Origin of the sequence: Endozoicomonas sp. ONNA2 (genome assembly GCF_024606365.1) — a bacterium.
Taxonomy (GTDB): domain Bacteria; phylum Pseudomonadota; class Gammaproteobacteria; order Pseudomonadales; family Endozoicomonadaceae; genus Endozoicomonas.
This window is the reverse complement of the sequence record NZ_JAHHPO010000331.1, coordinates 1-3,685: the sequence shown is the minus strand read 5'-3', so window position 1 is coordinate 3,685 and position 3,685 is coordinate 1. Positions and strand designations below refer to the sequence as shown.

Sequence of the window (3,685 nt, the reverse complement as noted above, 5' to 3'; positions counted from 1 at the left end):
TAAACGGGTCTCCATAATTTGTTATAGTTCTTCCTTCTTTTTATTCTTTTTTCTTCTAATTCTTTGAGTCTTAACTGCTCCTTACTGTCTGAGCGTTGAAATGGACTGACACTTGGCAGACTATCGGTATCATCTGCAGTTTCAGGCTGCACTTGCGAATCGTCAACCTCCGGGACTTTCATGTGCACCGACCAGGAACTTCCTATTATTGCTGAAGACAACGACAAACCCAAAGGCTCCAAACTGTCTATTAATGCCTTTGCCAAATTTCCGCCTGACCCATGACCCTTAAGTAAACATGCTATTTCTTCAGCAAATCCTGTAAATGTTTTCCGCATTTTGGTTACCGTAACGGACGTCGTACCGTCAGGACTTTCCTGCAATTCGAAGACAAAAGCCTTTGGGTTATTCTCCAGGTAGCCTTTGAGAAATGAGTAATGCCTGGGGTCTTTTTGTTGCACATAGACATTAAGAGCTTTTTCATAGGCACGGCGAAAATCAGTGATTTTTTTCTTGTATATGTCGTCAGCAGCTTCTGGATCCAGGTAACTCTTGTTAGCAAACAACTTGAGCCCTTGTTCACCAGCAGCCCGGTATTGTTTCAATGGCTTTTTTAGTACTGACGATTCTGCAATGTTACTGCCCATGTCTTGTGCCAACTTCACGGCATCGGACACGGCTTTTACTATCTTTCCTTTAAACCGCCTTTTACCCGGTTTGGCTTTCGCATCTGATTGAGTATCCGGCATCTGTTTGGAAATACTTGTACTTGATGCCGCCTGCTGACGTAGTGATAGGTTTTTCATAAACTCCGGACTCGTGAACGCTCAACAACAGTTACCAGCTTCGCCTGATCAGGCTCTGATTATAGATACTCAAGATAGTCAGGAAGCAAAAGGACGCCCATATTTTCTTGGAAGATATGGGGGTGCACTCATTTTTTTTAACCTCGCAGAGCAGGAAAATCAGCCAATCAGCAAAAAAATTTGTGGCAAACAAGAGGCCGTTACCAACCTCAACCCTGACAGAAACGGGAAAATGACACATCCGGTTCCTCATAGTGGCTGTTTCTGTGAGAGGCTGGCGCGAAAAAAAATGGGACAGTTCTGAAACTTTTTAGAAATAATCAGGTCACTCTTGTACAGAGATACTTTACCCGGGAGTACATTATGCATCCTGTAAGCTCATGTTCTGAATGTTTTTTCCCCCCCGGATATGAACCCACTTCCCTTGTCTCCACTGTAATGGGTGGATTGGCTGGAGCTGGTGCTGGTACGGCCACTGGCTGTATGGTCACAAAAAATGTCGCTTTAGAGATTCTCTCCATGGGGGTGGGTGGGTTATCAGGCGCTGTCAGTGCCATTTCAGTAGTGGCTATTTATGCTGCCTGTCGCCAAAACGGAATGAATGATACCCATACCGATGTTTACCAGCCTGCTATTCGTTCCAGGACGATCAGGGGGCTGTCATACCGGATACGCACAAATGCTTCTGTAGTAACCGATCAACCGACCAGAACACCCAGAGAGGCCGGGCCAATCAATACGACAACCATGTTACAGTTTACTCACCCATTTCTCCCGCCATACACGCCATACCCTCCGGAAGCACCGCCGCTATACTCTTCAGGAGCGTCAGGGCCAAACCCTTCAGAAGCGCCGCCGCTATACTCTCCAGAAACGTCAGGGCCAAACTCCCCGGAAGCGCCGCTACACTTTTCAGAAACGCCAGAACCAAACCCTTCAGAAGCTCCACCACCATACTCTCCGACAGCCTGATGACAACCCACCATCAGGCTATTTTGCCCGGCGTCCCGAAACCTGGCCATCAACTGTCGACAATTATTGAACTTTACTTGCTGAATTGTGTCTGAATAAGACATCAGAAAACTCACTGTGGAGTTATGAGTGGAACCAGTCACTGCATCAGTTACCAATCAGCAGAAGCCTGAATGCTGGATATGTCTCGGAGAATTGGCAGGCAAGTTTCATGACTTTGTCTTGACCCATTGTTGCAAAACCATCGTTCACACCCGGTGTCTGCAAGATTGGAAAGAACAAAAGCAAAGCCTGGTGGGCAGAAATATCTGCGAGGTCAAACCAAACCATGCTTATCTGCGATGCGGGGTTTGTGGGCACAATGCCCTGCCATTGGTAAATTTGGACACTATCGTTTACAGCAACAGCAAGAGCACCAGCTACTGTAAGTCAGATCTTGCTGAATACTTGCAACAGTATATTGCCAGTAACCAGGCAAACAGTTCTGGCGACGATCAGTCTGGCGCAGGGGCCGTCAGTAACCGCACCATCGCGACCCTGGCGCCAACGGCAGGCCCGCCCGCAGGCTCAGCCAATGATGCCACCAGCAGTGATGGCAAAATTCCTGATTTGCCGACCCTGGTCAGGCTGGGGTTGAAGCGTCGTCACGACGATATGCGTGCTGGCATTCAAGAGCTACTGCAGGTGCAGGCCTGTGTCGTTGGCGATCAGGCCATGCTTGAGGAAATAGCCAATCAAGATCCGTCAACCGTGTGCAGCAAGCAGGAGGCGGTCATGTATTGTGGAGAAGCGGTCCCTCTGGTTTCGGTGGCTGCTGAACATAATCAGACAAGCTGTGTCAAGACGCTAGCCAATAAATCCGAGTATATGTTTTCCTGGTCATTCAAGGACGCTTTGGATAATGATGACCCCAAAACACTGGCAATGCTGGTCCAATGCGATGATAAAGGGCTCTCCGGGAAATATTTGGTGCAGGCAATTGAACAACGGAAGAGCAAAAATGTGCAAATGCTGTTAGCCGCAGGTGTTGATCGTAACATGGCAGTTATGGAAGTCATTGATCATTACCAAAGTGCGGAGACAATAAGCTCTTTGATCGACCTCGGTTTCAGTTGCGGCCAGATTATTTTTATGGCCGCACAGGCAAACAACAGGAGACTCCTGAGAGATTTAACGCAACTGCCTGAACTGCGCAGAATCTTCGGGCATGCCGATTGTGTTGAGGCTACCATCCTGGCGGCCCAACAGGACAACCATGCCGCGTTGCGGGCGCTGACAGATATCGTGCCACTGGAAGAAGCGCTGTGCGCCAGCGTCGGAGATCAGAACGAAGCAGCCATTGCTGCGCTGCTCAACGAAGGGGCGTGTTATGCAGACGCCTTGTCCCATGCTGTCTCTACCAGCCAACGGGCAGTGTTTGATCAATTACTGATCAGAAACACAGGCGACTGCGGTTACTTCCTGAGGCTTGCGGCGCAAAACGGGGATGCAGAACTGGTGGATGCCCTGCTCGATGCCGATGTTGGCGACATCGATAGCCACACGTACGCTGACACGCCACTGGCCGTTGCTGCCCGCAATAGCCATGCTGAGGTAGTGAAGCTGCTGTATTTCGCCTTGCCACCTGAGCGGCGAGTCGATGTTATAGCCCAGGCAGTGGTCGGTGGCACTGAAACAGAATTGCAATCACTTCTGGCTACCTGCGAAGACGCAAAACAAATGTTCCATTTGATGCGGCGGGTAATCGATTATGTACTTGATCACCCTGACTATGGCCAACCAGTCATCAGACAATTGTTACGCAAGATTCATACCGGTAAAACGGCCATAATTCTTTCTGAAGCCCTTGACAACAAAGATTATAAAACGCTGGCAACCCTGCTGGCTGCCGGAGCCGATGCCAATAC

At 49.1% G+C, this 3,685-nt stretch carries 4 protein-coding genes; 2 read left to right on the top strand and 2 right to left on the bottom strand.

Annotated elements, in window-relative coordinates:
- Positions 1 to 806: hypothetical protein (locus KDK14_RS06035; protein ID WP_257264115.1), on the bottom strand; the 806-nt coding region annotated here is incomplete at its 3' end.
- 13 nt (positions 807 to 819) lie between these two features.
- On the opposite strand from KDK14_RS06035, the gene KDK14_RS06030 reads away from it, so the two are divergent.
- Positions 820 to 1,110, top strand: a complete 291-nt coding sequence (locus KDK14_RS06030) for a hypothetical protein (protein ID WP_257264114.1) — start codon at positions 820 to 822, stop codon at positions 1,108 to 1,110.
- Positions 1,111 to 1,567: 457 nt separating this feature from the next.
- Here KDK14_RS06030 and KDK14_RS06025 read toward each other — a convergent pair whose 3' ends face one another.
- Positions 1,568 to 1,882: a hypothetical protein gene (locus tag KDK14_RS06025; protein WP_257264113.1), complete on the bottom strand. Its 315-nt coding sequence runs from the start codon at positions 1,880 to 1,882 to the stop codon at positions 1,568 to 1,570.
- Between the two features lie 25 nt (positions 1,883 to 1,907).
- Here KDK14_RS06025 and KDK14_RS06020 point away from each other — a divergent pair.
- Positions 1,908 to 3,685, top strand: a 1,778-nt coding sequence (locus KDK14_RS06020; protein ID WP_257264112.1) for an ankyrin repeat domain-containing protein, incomplete at its 3' end; no start/stop codon positions are given.